The organism is Pseudomonas sp. COR18 (genome assembly GCF_048568395.1).
GTDB lineage: Bacteria > Pseudomonadota > Gammaproteobacteria > Pseudomonadales > Pseudomonadaceae > Aquipseudomonas > Aquipseudomonas fuscovaginae_B.
The window spans coordinates 1,913,675-1,929,140 of sequence record NZ_CP183808.1 but is presented as its reverse complement, the minus strand read 5'-3'; the positions used below and the strand labels follow the sequence as shown (position 1 = coordinate 1,929,140).

The following is a 15,466-nucleotide window of genomic DNA, read 5'->3' as shown; positions in this document are numbered from 1 at the left end:
GCGCTGTTCGACTTGCCCCCAGAGATTGTGGAAGGGACTGTGGATAAGATGCGTACATCCGGCGCCAGGCCACGGCTGGCTTGGGCTGTAGAGCTTTGAGCGTTTTTTGTACAGCCTTGCGTTGAACACGCGGCACAGTTGCTGGCCTCCGCCGGGCCGGGCATGCTGGGCGGCGAACGACCTTATTTCAGGCTGTAACCGCGTTTAGCTAGGAGAACACGATGACATCCACGCTGTTTATCACGGGCGCCACTTCCGGTTTTGGCGAGGCGTGTGCCCGTCGTTTTGCCGAGGCCGGCTGGAAACTGGTGCTGACCGGGCGTCGCGAAGAGCGTCTGAATGCCCTGTGCGCCGAGCTTTCCCAGCAGACCGAAGTGCATGGCCTGGTGCTCGACGTGCGTGACCGCAAGGCCATGGAAGAGGCCATCGCCAACCTGCCACCGAGCTTCGCCAAACTACGTGGGCTGATCAACAACGCCGGCCTGGCCCTGGGCGTCGACCCCGCGCCCAAGTGCGACCTGGACGACTGGGACACCATGGTCGACACCAACATCAAGGGCCTGATGTACAGCACCCGCCTGCTGCTGCCGCGGCTGATCGCTCATGGCCGTGGCGCCAGCATCGTCAACCTCGGTTCGATCGCCGGCAAGTACCCGTACCCGGGCAGCCACGTGTATGGCGCGAGCAAGGCGTTCGTCAAACAGTTCTCCCTGAACCTGCGTTGCGACCTGCAGGGCACGGGCGTGCGGGTGACCAACATCGAGCCGGGGCTGTGTGAAAGCGAGTTCTCGCTGGTGCGTTTCGGCGGTGACCAGGCGCGCTACGACGCCACCTACGCCGGCGCCGAGCCGATCCAGCCGCAGGACATCGCCGAGACCATCTTCTGGGTGCTCAACACACCGGCTCACGTCAACATCAACAGCCTGGAACTGATGCCGGTGAGCCAGACCTGGGCCGGGTTCGCCATCGAGCGCGACAAGGCCTGAAACCCAGGTGATCGTGGGAGCCGGCTTGCGGGCTCCCACAGTAACCGTATCGGCCGCCGGCTTGCGGGTGATCAGCCCAGATGGTCGGCCAGGCCGTACAGGCAGGTCGCCAGATGATAGGGCGTGGTCGACGGCATGTCCGCGCGGCTGACCACACCCTGTGCATCCAGGCATTCATGCCAGCCGCCCGGGTGCATGAACTGTGCGTGCAGGGCCCGGAGCTGGCGCTGCAGGCGCGCCGAGTTATCCACACGCAGGGTCAGCGCCCGCAGGTATTCGGCCTGTGCCCAGATCCGCTGGGTCGCGTCGCGCAGTGTCCCATCGATGGCCAGCATCGCGCTGACGGCTCCGCTGTGCGGGTCGACGCCGGTCTGCTCGGCATAGGCGAAACCCCGTTGCAGTGACTGGTACAGGGCGCTGTCACGCAGCACGGCCGAGGATTCGAGCAGGAACATCCACTCGAACTGATGACCCGGCTCGAACCAGTTATCCACAGTGCCCAGCGGCTTTTCCAGAATCACCCCGTGCTGGCGATCGACGAAGCGTTTCTGCAGGGCCGTGACCAGCGCCAGCATGTCGGCCTGTACGCGGGCATCCTTGCGTGCCGCAAGGGTGGCCAGGAAGGCTTCGGTCAGGTGCATCAGGGGGTTCTGCAACGGTCCGCTGCCGAGCGACGACCAGTCGCGGGTCAGGTCCGCCTCGTAGAGGCCGTCACCGGTGGCGAAGCGTACGGCAATCACTTCCAGTGCGGCATCGAGTACCGACTCCACCAGCGGTTCGCGGACCTTGGCCCAGTAATGAGCGCAGGCGAACAGGATGAAGGCGTGGGTATAGAGGTCCTTGCGGGTGTCCAGCGGGGCGCCCTGTGGGTCGATGCTGTAGAACCAGCCACCGTGCTCGGCATCATGGAAATGCCGCTGCAGCGAGCGGAACAGGGCGGCGGCGCGAGTGCCCGCGCCGGGGAAGGCGGCATCGCCGATCAGGCTGGAGAACAGGTACAGCTGCCGGGCGCAGGCCATGGCGCGATAGCGTTGTGGCGGCAGCGGGCGGTGCTCGGCGTCCAGCGCCTCATACGGCAGCGCCAGTTCGGCATTCCAGCCGGGGCCTTGCCACAGGGGGATGATTACCTGGCGCAAGTGCTGTTGCACGGTGGTGAACAGGCTCTTCGATTCGGGGGCGGCGGCAGAGCTGGAAACATCAGGCATCGGCAGGAGTCGTCGGGCAGGAGTGTGCGCAACATGGTAGCAGGCGACTTGTCGTCGTGTCAGATCAGTGGCTTTTCCGAGGTAGGCAGTACCTGGTCTGGGCAGGCAAGGGGAGGGTAAGCCGAGAGGGGGGCAGGCCCATTTGCGGGCAAGCCAGGCTCCTACAAGGTCATGCTGTGCCGCCGTGATGCGTTCGACACAGCTCCTGCAGAAGCCGGGCTTGCCCGCGAACGGGCCTGCCAGGGCGCCGCAGGGCTCAACCGGCCAGCAACCAGACCCCGGTCGCCGCCGACGCCGCGCCAGCCAGTCGTACCAACGGCGCCGCTGCCTGCGGCAAGATCCGCACCAGCCCATAGCCCAGGCCATGCAGGGCCGTCGTTGCCAGCACGAAACCGGCGGCATACGCCCAGGGGCTGGACATCTCCGGTAGTTCCAGGCCATGGGCCACGCCGTGGAACAGCGCGAACAGCGCCGTGGCGGTGATCGCCAAGCTCACCGGTGGTCGTACCGCCAGCGCTACGGCCAGGCCCAGCGCCAGCACCGAGGCGGCAATCCCGCTTTCCAGGGCCGGCAGTTCCAGGCCGGCGAAACCGAGCAGGCCACCGACCAGCATGGTGCCGACGAAGGTGCAGGGCAGGGCCCAGCGCGCGCTGCCCTGCTGCTGCGCGGCCCACAGGCCGACCGCAAGCATGGCCAGCAGATGATCGAGGCCGCCAATCGGGTGGCTGATGCCCGCGACCAGGCCGCTGTCGCCATGGCCAGGGTGGGCGAAGGCCATGGCCGGAGCCAGCAGCAGGGAGAGGGCACTGAGGAGTTTCTTCAGACTCATGGGCAAATTCCTGGTGGTTGAATGATCAGGCCGCGGTCAGCAGGCCCTGGCGTTCGATGAAGGCGATGATGTCGTCCAGGCCTTGCCCGGTTTTCTGGTTGCTGAACACGAACGGCTTGCCGCCGCGCATGCGCCGGGTGTCGCCGTCCATCATTTCCAGCGAGGCGCCCACCAGCGGGGCGAGGTCGATCTTGTTGATCACCAGCAGGTCGGATTTGCAGATACCCGGCCCGCCCTTGCGCGGCAGCTTGTCGCCGGCCGAGACGTCGATCACGTAAATGGTCAGGTCGGAGAGCTCCGGGCTGAAGGTCGCCGACAGGTTGTCGCCACCCGACTCCACCAGGATCAGGTCCAGGCCCGGGAAACGCCGGTTCAACTGGTCCACGGCCTCGAGGTTGATCGAGGCATCCTCGCGAATCGCGGTGTGCGGGCAGCCACCGGTTTCCACGCCGATGATCCGTTCCGGCGCCAATGCCTGGTTGCGCACCAGGAAGTCGGCGTCCTCGCGGGTGTAGATATCGTTGGTGACCACTGCCAGGTTGTAGCGCTCGCGCAGGGCCAGGCACAGGGCCAGGGTCAGGGCGGTCTTGCCGGAGCCGACGGGACCGCCGATACCGACGCGCAGGGGTTGTGCGTTCATCTTGCTCTCCTAGGAACGAAACAGGCGGCTGTACTGGCGCTCGTGGGCCATGCACGCCAGTGACAGGCCGAAGGCGGCACTGCCGATGTGTTGCGGATCTTGTTCGCTGGCCACCTGCTGCGCCTGCTGCAGCAGGGGCAGCAGTTCGCTGGTCAGGCGCTGGGCGGCCTGCTGGCCGAGCGGCAGGGTCTTCATCAGCACCGCCAGCTGGTTTTCCAGCCAGCTCCAGAGCCAGGCGGCCAGGGCATCCTCGGGGCTGATCCGCCAGGCGCGGGCGGCCAGCGCCCAGCCGAGGGCCAGGTGCGGTTCGGTCTGGCGGGCGAGGAAGTCCCGTGCGGGGGCATCAAGGTCGGGAAGGCCATCGAGCAGTTGCTGCAGCGAATAGCCCATCTGCCGGCTTTCCAGATACAGCTCGCGGGTCTCGCGGCTGGCGCGGTGTTCTTCGGCCAACTGTGCCAGGCGCGGCCAGTCGGCCTGCGCCGCTGCAGTGCAGTGGGCCAGCAGCCGTGGCGCCTCGAAGCGGGCGAGATTGAGCAGCAACTGGTCGCCGATCCACCGGCGGGCGCTGGCCGGGTCATGCACCCGGGCCTGCTCCACGGCCATTTCCAGGCCCTGGGAGTAGCTGTAGCCACCGATCGGCAGTTGCGGGCTGGCCAGGCGCAGCAGCGCCCAGGCCGGATTCATGTGCGCACACCGAACTGGTGCAGGCGTGGCGGGTAGTTGAAGTCTTCGTCGCCATGCCGGGAATGATGATGGCCACCGCCGTAGGCACCGTGTTCCGGCTGGAAGGGGGCCTCGATGGTTTCGGCGTGGGCGCCCAACTGTTCGAGCATGGCCTTGAGCACATAGTCGTCGAGCAGCCGCAGCCAGCCGTCGCCGACTTGCAGCGCGACATGGCGATTGCCCAGGTGATAGGCGGCGCGGGTCAGTTCGAAGGCATTGGCGCAGGTGACATGCAGCAGCTGTTCGGGACGGGCGCAGACGCGGACGATACGACCGTCCTCGGCTTGCAGGAATTCACCGTCGTACAGAGGCGGCTGACCGCGCTCCAGGAACAATCCCACGTCTTCACCGGTGGCACTGAAACAGCGCAGGCGGCTTTTGCTACGCGCCTCGAAGTTCAGGTGCAGTTCGGCGCTCCAGGCGGATTGGGGTTCGATTCTGCGATGAATCACCAGCATCTTGGGGCTTCCAGCAATGAGCAATGCCTGAGCTAGAGCAAAGGGCTTGCCAGTCGGACGAAACCTGGGAAATCCCTGTCAGAAAGCGCCGTGCGCCTGAAAAAGGAGCGTAGTGATGTTTCTGGATGTTTCAAGATGGTGCGCGGTCTGTTTTTCTGCACGTTTGCGGTGCGTTTGAGGGGCGCCCGGCAGGGGAGGTGGTAAAGGGCGTTTCGTTCGCTCAGGGCGTTGAAAAGCTTCGCGGGCAAGCCCGGCTCCTACGCGCTTCCCATGCGGTGGGGTGGGGCGGGTTCACTCGGTGCTGCCGAGCCCCTGCCAGTGTTTCAGCCCGATGAAGATGAAGCGCAACTGCTGGGTGATCTTCGCCTGCGGCGCCAGGTAGTCGGGCAGAGGCTCCTGTGGCGGGTCGGTGATTTCCGGCAGGGTGGCGAACACGCTCTTGACGATCAGGTCGGCCATCACCTCCAGCCCGTCGGTGTTCAGGTGCTGCAGCTTGGGCATCAGGGCCAGGTCGGCGGCCAGGTCCGAGCTGATGTTCTCGCGCAGGCGGGCGATGGCCTGGCGCACCGGTGAGGAGCCGCCGTACTGTTCGCGGGCGAGAAACAGAAACTGCGAGCGGTTCTGCGCCACGACGTCGAGAAAGATCCGCACCGAGGCGTCGATGATGCCGCCCATGACGAACTCGTTGTGGCGAACCAGGCGGATGGTTTCGCGGAAGGTCTGGCCCACTTCGCTGACCAGTGCTAGGCCGAGTTGGTCCATGTCGTCGAAATGCCGGTAGAAACCGGTTGGCACGATACCCGCGGTTTTCGCTACTTCACGCAGGCTCAGGCTGCCAAAGCCACGCCCACCCTCCATCAGATGGCGTGCTGCGTCCATCAGGGCATGACGGGTCTGTTGTTTCTGTTCGGCACGAGGCAGCATCGACGGGACGTTTTCTGAAAGACAGGAGCGGCGCACTCTAGCAAATCAGCTTTGCCGGCGTCGAACGTGGAGCGGGAGCGAGGGTAGGAAGCAGGAAATCGGGGTTGCAGAAATGTCGAAGCCCGATCCGGTGGATCGGGCTTCGTTCCAGGCCATCATGGCCTCAGCTCAAGGCTTGATGACGTTCGGCCAGGCGATCGGCACCGCCTTCGGTGATCAGGCCTTTGTCCTTCAGGCGATCATTACCACCTTCGGCGAGCGTCTGGCCCAAAGGTGTGCGGTCGCTGCCGTTTTCTGCCAGGGTCTGACCCAGTGGGGTGCGGTCGCTACCATTTTCTGCCAGGGTCTGACCCAATGGGGTACGGTCGCTACCGCCTTCTGCCAGGGTCTGGCCCAGAGGAGTACGGTCGCTGCCGTTTTCTGCCAGGGTCTGGCCCAGAGGAGTACGGTCGCTACCGTTTTCTGCCAGGGTTTGGCCCAGAGGGGTACGGTCGCTGCCGTTTTCTGCCAGGGTTTGACCCAGTGGGGTACGATCGCTGCCGCCTTCGGCAAGGGTCTGACCTTGTGGGGTGCGTTCGGAACCATCCGAGGCCAGGGTGTTCAGCGACTGGCTGACGGTGGCGTGGCTGGCCTGAGCTTGTGGGGCGGCCTGTTCACGGGCTGGCAAGGCATAGGCGTTGGCAGTCAGGACGGCAAGGGTAAGGCTGAGAAGTAATTGGCGTTTCATGATCGTTTGCTCCGTTGGAGGGCGATAAAGTGGGTACGGAGCTAATGTTACCCTTGCAAAATCGATATAAAAGTTCATAAGGACAATGTTAATAATCAACGGAATTGATTGTTCCGGGCGATGGCTCTAGATCGGGCCTTACAGCGTGTTACCCCTGCTCCGTACTGGGTATTTTCTACCCAGTCCTGCTTCATCCGAGGGCATGCCGGGGAACGAAAAACTGATGGATCGGTCAGCTTCGGCCCGCTTCGATTTTCCCGGCCGAGGGCTTTTTCCATTAAACCTTGCCCGGGTTTTGTCAGTCGTAAAGGTATATCGCGTCGCTTTTTGGACGTTCAGCCGTTATCAGGAGCCTCGTGCAATGACGCGCACTCGAAAAATCTTTCTCTGGACCGGTGCCTGCCTGGTCCTGCTGCTGGCGGTGCTGGTGGCGATCATCGCGTTCTTCGATTGGAACCGGATCAAGCCGCCGGTCAATGCCAAGGTTTCCGAAATCCTTCATCGCCCGTTCGCCATCAATGGCGACCTGTCGGTGCGTTGGCAGCGTGAGCCCGACGAAGGCGGTTGGCGCGCCTGGCTGCCCTGGCCCCACGTGATCGCCGAGGACCTGACACTGGGCAATCCGGACTGGTCGAAAAATCCGCAGATGGTCAGCCTCAAGCGTGTCGAACTGCGCCTTGCGCCGTTGCCATTATTGGTCCGGAAGGTGGTGATTCCGCGGATCGACCTGACCGAGCCGAATGCCAGTCTCGAACGGCTGGCCGATGGCCGCGCCAACTGGACGTTCCAGTTCGATCCCAAGGATCCCGACGAGCCGCCGTCCGCCTGGACGGTGGACATCGGCGCCATCGGCTTCGACAAGGGGCATGTCACCCTGGACGACAAGAGCCTCAAGACTCAGCTCGACCTGTTGATCGACCCGCTGGGCAAGCCGATTCCGTTCAGCGATATCGTCGGCGACAGCGCGGCGAAAAAGGCCCTGGAAAAGGGCTCGGCGCCACAGGACTATGCGTTCGCGCTGAAGGTCAAGGGCCAGTACCATGGCCAGAATCTCGCCGGGACCGGCAAGGTCGGCGGCCTGCTGGCGTTGCAGGACGCGGCCAGGCCGTTCCCGGTGCAGGCCGATGTGAAGATCGCCGACACCCGGATCGCCGTGGCCGGCACCCTGACCGATCCGCGCAACCTGGGGGCTCTGGACCTGCGCCTGAAGCTGGCCGGCAACAGCCTGGGCAATCTCTACCCGCTGATCGGGGTGACCCTGCCGGACTCGCCGGCCTACGAGACCGACGGCCACCTGATCGCCAGGCTGCATGAGCCGACCGGGGCGACCTTCCAGTATGAGCAGTTCAACGGCAAAATCGGTACCAGCGATATCCATGGAGACCTGTCCTACGCCGCCAGCCAGCCTCGGCCGAAACTCACCGGCGTGCTGGTCTCCAACCAGTTGCTGATGACCGACCTGGCGCCGCTGATCGGCGCGGATTCCAATGCCAAGCAGAAGGCCCGCGGCGGCGAAAGCAAGCAACCGGCGGACAAGGTGCTGCCGGTGGAAGAGTTCCGTACCGAGCGCTGGCGCGACATGGACGCCGATGTGGAATTCACCGGCAAGCGCATCGTCCACAGCGCCGAGCTGCCGTTCACCGACCTCTACACCCACCTGGTGCTCAACGATGGCGAGCTGAGCCTGGAGCCCCTGCGTTTCGGCGTGGCGGGCGGCAAGCTCGACGCACAGATCCGCCTCAATGGCCGCGCCACGCCGATGCAGGGGCGGGCGAAGCTGACCGCGCGCAACTTCAAGCTCAAGCAGTTGTTCCCCACCTTCGAGCCGATGAAGACCAGCTTCGGCGAGCTCAATGGCGATGCCGACATCAGCGGCACCGGCAACTCGGTGGCGCGCCTGTTGGGCGCCTCCAATGGCGACCTGAAGATGCTGGTCAACGATGGCGCCATCAGCCGTGGCCTGATGGAGATCGCCGGGCTCAACGTCGGCAACTACGTGGTGGGCAAGATCTTTGGTGACAAGGAGGTGAAGATCAACTGCGCGGCGGCCGACCTCGGCATCAAGAGCGGCCTGGCGACCACCCGGTTGTTCGTCTTCGACACCGAGAACGCGATCATCTACGTCGACGGCACGGCCAACTTTGCCAGCGAACAGCTGGATCTGAAGATCAGCCCCGAGTCCAAGGGTTTCCGGCTGCTGTCCCTGCGCTCGCCGTTGTACGTGCGTGGCAAGTTCATCAAGCCGGATGCCGGTGTGCAGGCGGTGCCGCTGTTGCTGCGCGGTGCCGGCATGGTTGCCCTGGGCGTGATCGCCGGGCCGGCGACCGGGTTGCTGGCGCTGGTGGCCCCGGGTGGCGATGTGCCGAACCAGTGCGCGCCGTTGCTGGAGCAGATGAAGTCGGGCAAGGCGCCGCGGACAGTCAGGAACTGATTTTGTAGCGAGGATTGCACAGGTTACCTGTAGGAGCAGGGCTTGCCCGCGAAACTTTTAGCGGCCTTGAAGGCCTATTCGCGGGCAAGCCACGCTCCTACAGGGGGCCGGGCAGTGCTCTACAGATCCTGCAGGATGTCCGCCATGTCATCGGCATGTTCTTCCTCCTGGGCTAGGATGTCCTCGAAGATCCGCCGCGTGGTCGGGTCCTGGTCGCCGATGAACTGGATGATCTCGCGGTAGCTGTCCACCGCGATCCGTTCGGCCACCAGGTCCTCGTAGACCATTTCCTTGAGGGTCTTGCCGGCCACGTACTGGGCATGGGACTGCTGGGACAGCAGGTCCGGGTTGAACTCCGGCTCGCCGCCCAGTTGCACGATGCGCTCGGCCAGCCGGTCGGCGTGGGCCATTTCCTGGTTGGCGTGCTCGAGGAACTCGTCGGCAGCGACACTGGCCTTGAGCCCGGTGGCCATGAAGTAGTGGCGCTTGTAGCGCAGGATGCAGACCAGCTCGGTGGCCAGCGATTCGTTGAGCAGCCGCAGGATTTCGCTGCGGTCGGCCCCGTAGCCTTCGGTGACCGCGCCGTTCTCGACATTCTTGCGCGCACGTTCACGCAGGGTGGTTACATCGGACAAATGCATATCGCTCATCTCGATCTCCTGACTGATCCGGTTGGGGCGCCTCGCTCTGTTGGCGAGATCGCTACCCTGGGTGTGAGTGGCGCGAGAGCGAAAAAGTTTTATCCGATTGTTACGTAAAGGGCGGTCGAACGCAGGATGTCGCCGTGTTGTCATCTTCCATGCCGATGCTTTCGCCCCTGGCTCAGTGGCCTGTGCGGCTGATTCGCATACCCGACTCCGGGCCACTAGGCTCTCATTCGTAACCTGTCATGGATGCTCACTGATGTCGCAAGAACTCGCCACGCGTTATCCGCTGGTGCTGGTACCGGGCATGCTCGGGTTCGTCCGGCTGCTGTGGTTTCCCTACTGGTATGGCATCACCCCGGCCTTGCGCGCGGGCGGCGCAACGGTGTTCCCGGTCCGGGTTTCGCCGCTGCACTCCAATGAGGTGCGGGGCGAACAACTGCTGTCGCGGATCGAGCAGATCCGCCGCGAGACAGGGGCGGAAAAGGTCAACCTGATCGGTCACAGCCAGGGCGCGCTGACCGCGCGGTATGCGGCGGCCAAGCGGCCGGATTGGGCGGCCTCGGTGACCTCGGTAGCCGGGCCCAATCATGGCTCGGAACTGGCGGATCACTTCCTGCGTCACTACCCGCCGAGCAGTGCCCGTGGGCGCCTGCTGACCTTCGTGCTCTGCGCCGTCGCACGGCTGATGGGTTGGCTGGAAACCGGCTGTCGCGGCCCGGCGTTGCCCATGGATCTGAACGCCTCGCATCACTCGCTGACCAGCGAAGGTGTCGCCCTGTTCAATCGCCAGTACCCCCAGGGGTTGCCGGACAGCTGGGGTGGGCAGGGCGCGGAACGGGTCGATGGCGTGCATTACTACTCCTGGGCGGGGATCCTGCAGCCGGGCATCACCGATCGTGGGCGCAATCTGTTCGACGGCACCCACCGCAGTTGCCGGCTGTTCGCCAGGACCTTCATCCGCGAGGCCGGGCAGTGCGATGGCATGGTCGGACGCTACAGTTCGCACCTGGGGACGGTCATCGGCGACGACTATCCCCTCGATCACTTCGATATCGTCAACCAGTCACTGGGCCTGGTGGGCAAGGGCGCCGAGCCGATCCGGCTGTTTGTCGAGCATGCCCGGCGGCTCAAGGCTGCCGGGCTTTGACCTGGCGCAGCGCCGTGGTCCAGCGCTCGGAGAGGATCACCCCGCCCAGCGTCATGGCGCCGCCCAGCAGGTGATACAGCGCCAGTTGTTCACGCAGGACCCCGGCGGCGATCAGCGCGGTGAGCAGCGGCAGCAGGTTGAAGAACAGTACCGTGCGGCTCGGGCCCAGCCGGGCCACCGCCTTCATCCACAGCAGCGGTGCGAGCATCGAGGCCAGCAGGCAGGCGTACAGCACCAGGCCGGCGTTGTGCAGGTTCGGGCCGACCTTGGGCGACAGCAGGTACAGCGGCAACAGCGCGACCACCGCCACCAGAATCTGCAGGTAGAGCAACTGCAACGGTGGCAGGCGCAACTGCCACTTTTTCAGCAGGGTGCTGTAGACCGCATAGGCCAGGGTCGCGCCGAGCATCATGGCGTCGCCCAGGTTCAGGCCATGGGTCAGCAACGAGGCGAGGTCGCCCGCCGAGACCACCACCAGCACCCCGATGAAGGACAGCGCCGCGCCGGACAGTGCGCCGGCGGTCAGGCGCTGGCCGAGGCTGACGATCGCCAGGGCCAGCGACATCAACGGCATCAGCGACAGGATGATGCCCATGTTGGTCGCCGTGGTCAGGGTCGCTGCGTAGTAGGCCAGGCTCTGGTAGGCGACCATGCCGAGCACGCCGAGGGCGACGATCCTGCCCAGGTGCGGGCGGATCGCCGCGCGGTTGGCGATGACCGGGCGCAGCAGGAAGGGGGTGAACAGCAGTGCCGCCAGCAGCCAGCGGTAAAAGCCGATTTCCGCCGGGAAGATCGCCCCGACGGCCATTTTGTTGACGACGGTGTTGCCGGCCCAGATGAGGATGGCCAGCAGGGGAAACGCGTATTGCATGGGAGTTGAGACCGCAAGGACAGGATGAGGCGAATTATCCGTTTGTCCGAATCAAGACTTATACTTCAATCCGGTCAATCGGCGTCGGAATCCGGACAGCATGCGCAAGATCCCCATCGAGATCCCTTCTTTCCCTGATTTGCCGGCACCGGTGTATTTTCGCTATGCCGAATTCGGTCCTGGCAGTCATGCGGCCAGCCACCGTCATCGCTGGGGCTCGCTGGACTACGTGTCCCATGGCGTCATCCATTACGAAGTGGCCGGCCGGCGCTTCATGTCGCCATCGCGCTATGCCCTGTGGATTCCGCCCGGCACCGAGCACAGTGCCTACAACACCCAGGCAATCGTCTACCGCTCGGTCTATGTGGCCGAGGAGCACTGCCGTGGCATGCCCGAGGTGGCGAGCACCCTGGCCATCAGCGACATCCTCAAGGCGATCCTCGGCGATTTCGCCCGGCGCGACGTGAAGATCCCCTGTGATCCTGCCGATATCCGCCTGGCCCAGGTGCTGGTGGACCAGCTGCACCTGGCCAAGGTCCACAGCTCCTACCTGCCGTACTCCGACGACCCGGGCCTGCTCAGCGTGCTCGAAGGATTGCAGGACGACCCGGCGGACAACCGCTCGCTGGCGCAATGGGCGGCCGGCCTGCATGTCAGCGAGCGGACCCTGGCGCGCCTGTTCGTGCGTGAACTGGGGGTGAGTTTTGGCGAGTGGCGCCAGCGCCTGCGGTTCGTCTGTTCGGTTCAGGCCCTGGAAGGCGGTCGCAGCGTCCAGGAGATCGCCTTCGACATGGGCTACAGCACCGCTTCGGCCTTCATTGCCATGTTCCAGCGCCAGGCCGGCTGTACACCGGAGCAGTACCGACGCCAGTCACGGCTGCCTTGAGCAGGGGGGGCTGGCCGCTGGAGGTGTAACAGGGTTTGTCTACACTTCTTCGGGAGCCGTGCCCATCGGTGCGGCAACCAGGAGAAAACTCCATGAACATGCTGCGTATCCCTTTGTTGCTGGCTGGCCTGTTGCTGTGCTCCCAGGGCTTTGCCGCCACTGCTGCCCAACAGGCCCAGCAGGACAAGATGAAAACCTGCAATGCCGAAGCCACCACCAAGGCCCTCAAGGGCGATGAACGCAAAGCCTTCATGAGCAACTGCCTGAAGGCCCAACCGGCCAAGGCGATGACCCAGCAGGACAAGATGAAGACCTGCAATGCCGACGCCACCGCCAAGGCGCTCAAGGGCGACGAGCGCAAGACCTTCATGAGCACCTGCCTGAAGAAGTAGCCCGGGCCGACAGGACCTCCAGGGTGGCAGTTGGAGGTCTTCGGCGGTCGAGTTGGGTCGCGGGGGAGTTTGTATCGTCGCGTGTACGTCCCCCTGGTTCTGTCACATGAACGCTGGCAGACTGCCAATCCCTTGGCTCTCTTTACGTTTTGAGGCTGTATGTCGGCGTTTCCCCAGCGTTATGTAGTCTTGGCCAGTTTGATCATCGTCTGCGGCAGCCTGCTGCTGGTCCTGCCGCTGCGGCTGCTGCCGAGCCTGTTGGCCGGCCTGCTGGTGTTCGAACTGGTGAACATGCTTACGCCCAAGCTCGAACACCTGATTGCCGGGCGCCGCGCGCGCTGGCTGGCGGTCGTGCTGCTGGGTACCCTGATCGTCAGCGTGCTGGCGCTGATCTTTGCCGGGGCCATCAGCTTCCTGCTGCACGAGGCGGAAAATCCCGGCGCTTCCCTGGGCAAGTTCATGCAGGTGGTGGACAAGGCCCGCGGACAGTTGCCACCGTTCATCGATGCCTACCTGCCGGCCAGCGCGGCGGAATTCCAGGTGGCCATCGGCGAATGGCTCAAGCGTCACCTGAGCGAGTTGCAACTGGTGGGCAAGGATGCGGCGCACATGTTCGTGACGTTGCTGATCGGCATGGTGCTGGGGGCGATCGTCGCGCTGCAGCATGTGCCCGATGCCAGCCAGCGCAAACCGCTGGCGGCGGCGTTGTTCGACCGCCTGCGCCTGCTGGTGCAGGCGTTTCGCAATATCGTCTTCGCCCAGATCAAGATCTCGGCGCTCAATACCGCGTTCACCGCCGTGTTCCTCGCGGTGATCCTGCCGCTGTGCGGGATCAAGCTGCCGCTGACCAAGACGCTGATCGTGCTGACCTTCCTGCTGGGGCTGCTGCCGGTCATCGGCAACCTGATGTCCAACACCCTGATCACCATCGTCGCCCTGTCGCTGTCGATCTGGGTCGCGGCGGCGGCGCTGGGTTACCTGATCTTCATCCACAAGCTGGAATACTTCCTCAACGCGCGGATCGTCGGCGGGCAGATCAGTGCCAAGTCCTGGGAACTGCTGATGGCGATGCTGGTGTTCGAGGCGGCGTTCGGCCTGCCCGGGGTGGTGGCGGGGCCGATCTACTACGCGTACCTCAAGAGCGAGTTGAAGCGGGCGGAGCTGGTCTGACTGGCGCAGTCGTGCTGCAGGACTTATAGGCGCTGGCGCCGCGGCGACCCGGCTTGCCCGCGAAGCATTTGACGATTCCGGCATCGCTTTCGCAGGCAAGCCTTGCTCCTACAAGGTGTCGCAGTTCGTTGGGTTCGTGTTCCTGATCCGCGGGCGCAGGATCAGCCGTAGCGCTTCTGCGCGTCGATCGCCAGGCCGCTGCCGATGCTGCCGAAGATGTTCCCTTCGACGTGCCGGGCGTTCGGCAGCATGGCCGCGACGCTTTGGCGCAGCGCCGGGATGCCGCTTGAACCGCCGGTGAAGAACACCGTGTCGACCTGCTCGACGGATACACAGGCGGTGCCGAGGATCTGCGTGACGCTCTGGCGAATCCGTTCCAGCAGGTTGTCGATCGACGACTCGAACAGCGCGCGGCTCAGGTCGACGCTCAGGCCGGCCTCGATGCGGTCCAGTGGCACATGCCGGTTCTCGGCATGGGTCAGCTGGATCTTGGTTTCCTCGACTTCCATCGCCAGCCAGTGTCCGGCGCGCTGTTCGATCAGCTTGAACAGACGGTCGATGCCCACGGTGTCCTCGATGTCGTAGCGCATGCTGCCCAGGGCCAGCTGGGACTTCTGCGAGTACACCGAGTTGATGGTGTGCCAGGTCGCCAGGTTCATGTGGTGGCTGGTGGGCATGTAGGCGCCGCTCTTCATCCGGCTGCCGTAGCCGAACAGCGGCATCACGCCCTGCAGGCTCAACTGCTTGTCGAAGTCGGTACCGCCGACGTGCACGCCGCCGGTGGCGAGGATGTCTTCATGACGCTCGTCCAGGCCGCGACGCTGCGGCGACAGGCGCACCAGCGAGAAGTCCGAGGTACCGCCGCCGATGTCGACGATCAGCACCAGTTCCTCGCGCTCGATGCTCGACTCGTAGTCGAAGGCCGCGGCAATCGGTTCGTACTGGAAGGACACCTCCTTGAAGCCGATCTTCTTCGCCACTTCCACCAGGGTGTCCTCGGCTTCCTGATCGGCAACCGGGTCGTCATCGACGAAAAACACCGGGCGGCCCAGCACCACCTGCTCGAACTCCCGACCGGCGGTCGCTTCCAGGCGGCCCTTCAACTGACCGATGAACATCCCGAGCAGGTCCTTGAACGGCAGGGCGGTGCCCAGCACGCTGGTGTCGTGCTTGATCAGCTTGGAGCCCAGCAGGCTCTTGAGCGAGCGCATCAGGCGGCCTTCGTAACCTTCCAGATACTCGTGCAGGGCCAGCCGGCCGTAGACCGGGCGGCGTTCCTCGATATTGAAGAAGACCACCGAAGGCAGGGTGATCTTGTCGTCCTCCAGTGCGATCAGCGTTTCCATGCCGGGGCGCAGCCAGCCGACAGTGGAGTTGGACGTGCCGAAGTCGATGCCGCAGGCACGGGCCGCAGAGGCGTCTTTCATGTC

General features: G+C 64.4%; 16 protein-coding genes. 6 read left to right on the top strand and 10 right to left on the bottom strand.

Annotated elements, in window-relative coordinates; translation table 11 throughout:
• Positions 1–221 precede the first annotated feature (221 nt).
• Complete coding sequence (locus ACM62G_RS08960) at positions 222–986, top strand: SDR family oxidoreductase (protein ID WP_054059818.1); 765 nt, start codon at positions 222–224, stop codon at positions 984–986.
• Positions 987–1,057: 71 nt separating this feature from the next.
• Here ACM62G_RS08960 and ACM62G_RS08955 read toward each other — a convergent pair whose 3' ends face one another.
• The 7 genes from ACM62G_RS08955 to ACM62G_RS08925 form a co-directional block, all read right to left on the bottom strand.
• Positions 1,058–2,191: an AGE family epimerase/isomerase gene (locus ACM62G_RS08955; RefSeq protein ID WP_419737025.1), complete on the bottom strand. Its 1,134-nt coding sequence runs from the start codon at positions 2,189–2,191 to the stop codon at positions 1,058–1,060.
• Positions 2,192–2,447: 256 nt separating this feature from the next.
• Positions 2,448–3,020: a HupE/UreJ family protein gene (locus ACM62G_RS08950; protein ID WP_273822138.1), complete on the bottom strand. Its 573-nt coding sequence runs from the start codon at positions 3,018–3,020 to the stop codon at positions 2,448–2,450.
• A 25-nt stretch (positions 3,021–3,045) separates the two neighbouring features.
• The gene (gene ureG, locus ACM62G_RS08945) at positions 3,046–3,660 is read right to left on the bottom strand and encodes an urease accessory protein UreG (RefSeq protein ID WP_419737024.1); all 615 of its coding nucleotides are present in this window, start codon (positions 3,658–3,660) and stop codon (positions 3,046–3,048) included.
• A 9-nt stretch (positions 3,661–3,669) separates the two neighbouring features.
• Positions 3,670–4,344, bottom strand: coding sequence for an urease accessory protein UreF (locus ACM62G_RS08940; protein ID WP_054062154.1), 675 nt, complete (start codon positions 4,342–4,344; stop codon positions 3,670–3,672).
• Positions 4,341–4,841, bottom strand: a complete 501-nt coding sequence (gene ureE / locus ACM62G_RS08935; RefSeq protein ID WP_054058389.1) for an urease accessory protein UreE — start codon at positions 4,839–4,841, stop codon at positions 4,341–4,343. The genes ACM62G_RS08940 and ureE overlap by 4 nt, the downstream gene beginning before the upstream one ends.
• Before the next feature lie 291 nt (positions 4,842–5,132).
• On the bottom strand, positions 5,133–5,765 hold the full coding sequence (locus tag ACM62G_RS08930; RefSeq protein WP_273822144.1) for a TetR family transcriptional regulator: 633 nt from the start codon (positions 5,763–5,765) through the stop codon (positions 5,133–5,135).
• Between the two features lie 163 nt (positions 5,766–5,928).
• Positions 5,929–6,492, bottom strand: a complete 564-nt coding sequence (locus ACM62G_RS08925) for a hypothetical protein (RefSeq protein WP_054058387.1) — start codon at positions 6,490–6,492, stop codon at positions 5,929–5,931.
• Between the two features lie 361 nt (positions 6,493–6,853).
• Between ACM62G_RS08925 and ACM62G_RS08920 the strand changes: the two genes are divergently transcribed.
• Positions 6,854–8,923, top strand: a complete 2,070-nt coding sequence (locus tag ACM62G_RS08920; RefSeq protein ID WP_419737023.1) for an AsmA family protein — start codon at positions 6,854–6,856, stop codon at positions 8,921–8,923.
• Between the two features lie 119 nt (positions 8,924–9,042).
• On the opposite strand, the gene ACM62G_RS08915 is transcribed toward ACM62G_RS08920, so the two are convergent.
• The gene (locus ACM62G_RS08915; protein WP_419737022.1) at positions 9,043–9,573 is read right to left on the bottom strand and encodes a ferritin-like domain-containing protein; all 531 of its coding nucleotides are present in this window, start codon (positions 9,571–9,573) and stop codon (positions 9,043–9,045) included.
• A gap of 253 nt (positions 9,574–9,826) precedes the next feature.
• Between ACM62G_RS08915 and ACM62G_RS08910 the strand changes: the two genes are divergently transcribed.
• Positions 9,827–10,717 carry an esterase/lipase family protein gene (locus tag ACM62G_RS08910; protein WP_419737021.1) on the top strand — a complete coding sequence of 297 codons (891 nt, stop codon included), beginning with the start codon at positions 9,827–9,829 and terminating at the stop codon, positions 10,715–10,717.
• Here ACM62G_RS08910 and ACM62G_RS08905 read toward each other — a convergent pair.
• Positions 10,698–11,588 carry a DMT family transporter gene (locus ACM62G_RS08905; RefSeq protein WP_419737020.1) on the bottom strand — a complete coding sequence of 297 codons (891 nt, stop codon included), beginning with the start codon at positions 11,586–11,588 and terminating at the stop codon, positions 10,698–10,700. The genes ACM62G_RS08910 and ACM62G_RS08905 overlap by 20 nt on opposite strands.
• 100 nt (positions 11,589–11,688) lie before the next feature.
• Between ACM62G_RS08905 and ACM62G_RS08900 the strand changes: the two genes are divergently transcribed.
• The 3 genes from ACM62G_RS08900 to ACM62G_RS08890 all read left to right on the top strand — a co-directional run bounded on the left by ACM62G_RS08900 (position 11,689) and on the right by ACM62G_RS08890 (position 14,036).
• The gene (locus ACM62G_RS08900; RefSeq protein ID WP_054058382.1) at positions 11,689–12,474 is read left to right on the top strand and encodes an AraC family transcriptional regulator; all 786 of its coding nucleotides are present in this window, start codon (positions 11,689–11,691) and stop codon (positions 12,472–12,474) included.
• A gap of 92 nt (positions 12,475–12,566) precedes the next feature.
• The gene (locus tag ACM62G_RS08895; RefSeq protein WP_054058381.1) at positions 12,567–12,866 is read left to right on the top strand and encodes a PsiF family protein; all 300 of its coding nucleotides are present in this window, start codon (positions 12,567–12,569) and stop codon (positions 12,864–12,866) included.
• A 159-nt stretch (positions 12,867–13,025) separates the two neighbouring features.
• Positions 13,026–14,036 carry an AI-2E family transporter gene (locus ACM62G_RS08890; protein WP_054058380.1) on the top strand — a complete coding sequence of 337 codons (1,011 nt, stop codon included), beginning with the start codon at positions 13,026–13,028 and terminating at the stop codon, positions 14,034–14,036.
• A gap of 161 nt (positions 14,037–14,197) precedes the next feature.
• Here ACM62G_RS08890 and ACM62G_RS08885 read toward each other — a convergent pair whose 3' ends face one another.
• A complete protein-coding gene (locus ACM62G_RS08885; protein ID WP_419737019.1) occupies positions 14,198–15,463 on the bottom strand; it encodes an Hsp70 family protein in 1,266 nt (421 codons plus the stop codon).
• Positions 15,464–15,466 lie beyond the last annotated feature (3 nt).